The 6273-nt window shown below is 63.0% G+C and carries 2 protein-coding genes and 1 tRNA gene; 1 reads left to right on the top strand and 2 read right to left on the bottom strand.

Translation table 11 applies throughout. From position 1 onward, the window contains the following. Positions 1–938: 938 nt before the first annotated feature. Positions 939–1032, bottom strand: a tRNA-OTHER gene (locus tag ASG70_RS19110). 314 nt (positions 1033–1346) lie between these two features. On the opposite strand from ASG70_RS19110, the gene ASG70_RS02295 reads away from it, so the two are divergent. Further along, positions 1347–2663: a hypothetical protein gene (locus ASG70_RS02295; RefSeq protein WP_156399779.1), complete on the top strand. Its 1317-nt coding sequence runs from the start codon at positions 1347–1349 to the stop codon at positions 2661–2663. Positions 2664–4404: 1741 nt separating this feature from the next. Here the strand turns inward: ASG70_RS02295 and ASG70_RS02290 are convergent. After that, positions 4405–5613, bottom strand: coding sequence for a hypothetical protein (locus ASG70_RS02290; RefSeq protein ID WP_156399778.1), 1209 nt, complete (start codon positions 5611–5613; stop codon positions 4405–4407). Between the last annotated feature and the right edge of the window lie 660 nt (positions 5614–6273).

Raw genomic sequence — 6273 nt, 5'->3', positions numbered from 1 at the left:
TCAGCGCCTAACCAGACAACGACGAATCACGAGACTCGTACACCACGCCCGGGGACTTGACCCTCGACATGCACGCGAGACGATCAATAGATGCGTCGGTCAGTCCATGAGCGATGCCGTCTCGCGGCTCGGCGAAGCCGTTCTGTCGCGCAAGTGTGACGATGGCGCGACGCGCCCGTGGCTCGCCGCGGCCCCAGATACGGTTAGCCCGCTTCAGCCCCTCGACCCTGGGAACCTCGTCTAGGTGTTGCCGGATGACGGCGTCCAGAAGTGAGCCATAGTCCAGAAGCGGTAGAACTGCTGAGTCGACACTGCTTACGAATCGGTGCGCAGCTGTGATCATCCCCGTGACCTCTTTGAGAGAGGGCGACTCCTCACGAGAAGCGAATCGCGCGATCATCTGACCCGGGTCGAGGTGCCGATAATTGTTCTGTAGGTCAGCGGCGTGCTGATGGAGTCGGTCCTGCAAATCGCCGTTGATTCGTGCGTTAGAGCCCGAGTGAACTAGACGGTTGCGCCATTGCAGCGCTACCTCCACAAGAGCGAGTTCTGGCGTTCGATCGGCCCCCGAGAAGTCGGCAAATGCAAGGGCCACCCCTCGCAGACCCTTGTTGGCTCGTGCCGCGGCGTCGAGGGCTGCAGAGAGTGACGGTGACGAGGGCGTGGCGGCTCGTGCGGCCTCGGCCAAGTATCGATCCAAAGCCGTGATGAGAAAGACGACGGCCCCCTGGATGGCAAAACTCTCGCTTCGTTCTGCCGATCGAACTGCATCCCTAGGCTCCCAGGTAGCAGGAAAGTGCGGCGGCGGTGCAGCACGGCCGGACCTTACGGCCTCCAACCCGACGATGAGCGTTACCAAGAAGTGGTTGGCTTGCCCGAACGAACGCTTAAACCGCGTCCGTGCCGGAGTGTTGGGCATGGTCAAGACAATCGTCACGAGCGCCAAGTGAGACTCGAACTCACGTCTCCCGCTCTGAAGGGGCCACGTGGGCCGACTGAAGGCGGGCGTCTTATCCATCAGACCAATGGCGCAGTGAACACCCTAGTCGAGCGCGACCCAGCCCCAATCTCCGGATCGACGAACCTGTGCGGGCCCGTCCCGACACGCGCATCCACGATGGCCAAGTCGCGACGGTAAGACGCACGGATAGCGTAATTGGGCGGACCTCCGCATCGCTGCCGTACGGCCGACAGCCGGTTGGTGCTGCGCAACTATCAGCGACGAGCGGAGAGGGCTTCTCGCTGGGTCGGCCTTCCGGCGCCAACACAAACGTCAATCGGTGCTACGAACCTGTGATCCTGAGCGAGCACCGTCACAACCTGGGGTGCTCGCCTAGGCTCGCTGTGTGAATGAGAACGTGCTAATTCTGGGGGCCGGCTTCTCAAGGGCGATCTCCGACCATATGCCCATGACCGGTGAGCTAGGTGACGAGGCCATCGACCGTCTTCGGAGCAGGGGCGTCCCCGACCTGCCGTCGCGAACATTCTCCGGACCGCAACTCGAAGCGTGGCTGTCCCGACTGGCTGAACCGCAACCTGACCTAAGTGCGGCTAGGAACTTGGCGAACCAGTCTCTGTTTCTCCTCGTGTCAGAGGCCCTGCGCGACGTCATCGTTGAGCGCCAGACTACCGTGCACGCGGGTAACGTGCCTTGGTGGCTCCGACGCATGCTGGGGAGCATGCACTACTCGCGCTCAAACGTCGTGACATTCAACTACGACACTTTGGTTGAGACGGCGATCTCAGCCCTCGGACTTTGGGACGACGAGGCGAAAAGGGTGTATCCCAGCGAACTCATCTGTGACATGCCGCCCACACGACGTCGACCGTCCGGGGGCATGAGCTTTGGCATCGAACGAGCGGACACCTTCAGGTACATGAAGCTGCACGGATCGGTCGACACGTTCTGGATTCCTGGCGACACCACCGGGGCGAGCATCGGACGGTGGGAACTGCCGGGCGCTTGGGGCGCGCCTCGAATCGCTGCTGAAGAGGAACGTCGGCAGGTGCTGCCGGGTACAGAGGCTTACATCGTCCCCCCGGCCGCAGCCAAGTCGGCCTTCTACGCAAACCCCCTCGCTCGCGAACTGTGGCGCACGTCCGCCGAGGCCATTGGCAACGCTAAGCACGTGGCCGTCGTGGGGTACTCAATTCCGATGACCGACCTGGTAACGAGCGGGATGCTCGCCGATGCCCTGGAAGGGACGACCTGTGAGGTCACTGTCGTCAACTGCCAACCAGGACCCGTAGTCAGCCGGCTCGTGGAACTCGGCGTCCAGTCCTCTCGCATCCACCAAGTCGGGGGAGCCGACAGCGTTCAGTGCTTCGCAGAGGAGCTGGATCAGGTCTTTCTTCCGGGGCTGCATCATCCAGGTGGAGAAGACCTGCTGCTCACGATTGGTTGGGGCCGCAACCCCTCAGTTGCCGTGAAGCGGTTGGTCGAAGTGGATTCTGACGGAACTGCCACAGTGGCCGTTGGCCACGAGTCGTGGCACGCGGCGAGTGTTCGGGTCCGTGACCTGCGGGGTCCCGCTGGTCCCGCGACCAAGGTGAAGGTCGTCTACGACAATGGAGAGACCGCGATGGTCGCGCGCGCACTGCCGGAGAACGGCGGTCCGGACGGCCCCAAGCACCTCGTGCTCGCGCCCACCGCCCGACCCTAGCTCGTCGACGGGAGACGGGCCCGCCCCCCGAGAGGACGCACACTGCCCTATCCGTGCCGAGACATCACATAGAAAGGTGCACGGCTTGAGTCTGCGCAGCAAGATGGGCTTGTGCGCTCTGAATTGTGTTGTCTTTGCCAATCCTCGCCCGCAGTCGGACGGGGCGAACATGTCTATCCCCAGTGGTACTTGAAGTTTCTCGACGAGAAAGGTCCTCCCCCATTGGGGTGGTCGTCCAACGGGGAGCCGGTACGCAACCGCGGGGGCCAACAGATTCATGGCACGGCGCGCCAAAGAGTTCTGCTCCCCGCGTGCGAGCCATGCAATAACGAGCTCGATCGACGATTTGAGAAGCCTGCCAAGGATGCAGTCAAGCGGCTGGTGAGTAGTCGTTGGGCCGGTACCGAGGACCAAGACACCTGGCGGTCGGTGGGGCTTTGGTGGGCCAAGGTACTGCTGCTTGTGGGACACCCAATGGCCCGGCATGAGCACCCACGGGTGGATGAAATTGCGATCCGCTATGAATCCGAGCCGCCTGACTATCGATGGATGGTGGACGGGAGTCCTGTCCCTGCAGGACTGTCGCTCTGGGTGTTCAACGGCACCAATAAGGAGGTCAGGCCTGCATGCAGCGTGCCGGTACCTCGCTGGGTTACGGAACCAGATGGCTCGACTACCGACTTCCATTTCATGATGCTTGGCACCGAGGGCCTGTGCGTCACACTGCTTTCCCATCCGGGGTGGCCCATCCAGCACCCTCTCGTCGTTCGCGGCGAAGCCTGGGAGTTGTTGCACGATCCTCCGACTTCGGGCGACTTGTCGAGCCAGCCTCGACTTGCCTCTAAAACACTGGGCTGGCCCACGTTCGCCGGGACCCTGAAAGATGGAATCTTCTTGGGGAGCGGCTTGCCGCCGCTTGCCGCGACAGACAGTTGGCCCGCGTCGCCGGAGGTGCTTTCGGCCTTTTCGGAAGTGCTTCTATAAGCGCACACGCGGCAGGGCAGTTCCGGGTCGGCGATCAGGTCGAGACTTTATTCAGCCCTGCCGATGAAGCCATGCCGGGCGGCTTGCAGTCGACACCCACGAACTGATGCTCACGGCGGTGCCGCGACCGCGCCGAGTGGCGCCTTCAGAACCAAGACGACGACGGGACCTGGAGCCAGCATGAGGAAGGCGGCAGTGCCGCGAGGCGTAAGGGTGCCGGCGTTCACGGCAGCGATGCTCTCCCGGCCATTTTGCTGCTGGAGCCCCCGTCCGGGCCAACCAGGGAGCCCCTCACGAATGTCCCTTGCAGACAAGCGCGGATGCACCACCAGCCGGAACCACGCATTCATCGGCTATGAGCGGAGCTTCGCTATGGTCGGCAGGCGGCGGACAGCCGCAACGTCCGGACCGCGGCAGATCCGTGCCCTGCAAGATGCCCACAATGCGTCCAGCCTTCTACTCGGTCGCGGATCAACCGCTCGCAGCTCGCGCATCTCGCCTCATCCGCGATCGTGCGACCTACGAAGGGTCGGAAACCGGGTCTCTAGGGGCGTCTTTTCCGGCCCACTCAGTCCCGTCTGGCGCGCGGTATGCGTCTCTCCTCCACGGGCCGTAGTTGGCGAGCATAAGGATGCACGTGTTGACGCTCTTCAGCGCCCTCTCCCAGCTGGGTATCTCGGCGTGATGGACTGCTTTGTTGCGAACCTCGGCGAGTTCGTCAAGGTCGCGAAGGTCCACTGCCAGCGTGAGGTCGGCTTCAGCAGCCTTGCCGATAGAGAAGCCGGCGCACCCGTTCGGGATGGAGCATGACGTCCAGCAGGTAGAGATACCCGAGCAGGCCGACATCATGTGGGACATCGCCGTCGTGGTGGGCTAGCAAGGCAGCCGTCTGTGCCCGCGAGGAGTCCTTGTTAGAGCCGTGACCGTGCGTCGCGTCCCGCAGCACCTTCAGGTACAGGGCGGTTGCTTCTTCAGGAGACAGAGAGCGGACCGCGTCCGCTCCAAGTTGCAGTTCAACCCTCGCCGTCTTCAGTTGGCGGCGCAGGAAGAACCCATCCTGCATCTCGCGGAGAGCCCGGACCGCGCGTCGTGCCGCTGGAAGCAGAATCTCGGCGGCATCCGCGGGCAGGGCCTCTTCCAGCCTCGCCAGGACGTTTGTCGCGTGTTTCAACCGGCACATCGTGAGGAGGTCCGTGCCGCGCACTCCCTCCAAGGAGTCCAAGATCGTGAACGAAAGCGCGCGACGGGCGTTCGCGTCCCGATGCGCCACCAACATCGACGTGGTTCGACGGAATATCTGCTCGATGGTGAGCAGACCTTCCAAGTGCTTGTCGGGGCGATAGTCGCCGAGTTCATCGGTGAAGGTCGACAGGTCACCTAGGACGCCGAAGAGCAGGTTCAGCCGCTCGGTCCACCACTGGAGGGCACCTTGTGCGGCGTGGGCAGAGATGCGGGGGAAATCGACAGCCTCGCGGGGTCCGGCGAGCGAGATTGACTGCAGCAACTCCGCTGCATCTCCCTCGGTGCCAGAGATGAAGGTGCCAAAACTGAAGACCAGGGAGCCGAAAGACCTAACGACGTTCACCCCCCAGACTGCCGGAGTGCCTGCGGCCAACAACGGCGCCAAGTAGGCGTCAAACAACGTGATGCCGTCATAGAGGCCGGCGGAAGAGGCGAAAACGGGGTCGTCGTTAGCGTTTGCCCCCTTGATATGGGACATGTCGCCTCCGCCTAACCGGGCGTCTTGCTCAATGCGGAGCCAGACCGAGGCAAGTTTGACTCGATGTAGAAGCGCGGTGCTGGCCTCGACCAGATAGACCCCGGTGTTCGGGAAAGGCCCTGACGCGGGATCTTCGGAGAAGCGCACCTCATTCAGTGTCTCCATGAAGTACCGCGCCTGCACGGGAAGGTCAGCGGCCGGGAGAGCGTGGAGAAGAAGCGATTGATGGTTGATCAGGTCGATCAACGCGCCACTTTCCTCGGCCTTCAGTTGGCGTCGCTGTAGATGCGGCCCGACGCGATCCCCGATGGCCACCTCAACGCGCTCGTTGAACTGCGCGATGTCGCCCCATCGAGGGGCCGACTCGCCAGGTCGCGCAATGGGTCGGAGGCGAACCACGTCGACGGGGCGGCGATAGTACGACTCGTTTGTCTGGATCAAGAATGAGCCGCGCCCGTCAGGACGTGCGTGTAGATCGGACTCCTCAAGAAGGCGCTGGGGATTACCGCCCCAGAGCCACGAGGGAAGAGTTACGCGTGCTCGAATTGGGGGGTCTAGGGCCACCCGGGAAAACTACACGGTCTGACCGACAGCCGCGGGTATGGAAGGAGCCCGACGGGGTTTGGCCCCTGCACTCCCAGCGCGGAGCCAAGGGGTGCTGGATGAGCCTAAGAATTGATGATCGGCGTCACCTACCGCTGAGGCCACTTCATGATCGACCCCTCGCCATAAGGCCCATCTCCTCTCACCGGCACGAGGCCCCTTGACCCGGCGAAGTGAGCAAGGGGCCTCGCGTCAATTCACGCGCGCGGCCAGCTCCCGCTTCAGCCCGGCCCTCCGGATGGGGTCAAGTCCCCGGGCGTGGTGTACGAGTCTCGTGATTCGTCGTTGTCTGGTTAGGCGCTG

The organism is Phycicoccus sp. Soil748 (genome assembly GCF_001428025.1).
Lineage (GTDB): Bacteria > Actinomycetota > Actinomycetes > Actinomycetales > Dermatophilaceae > Pedococcus.
The sequence above is the reverse complement of the archived record's forward strand: the minus strand, read 5'-3'. Positions and strand labels throughout refer to the sequence as shown.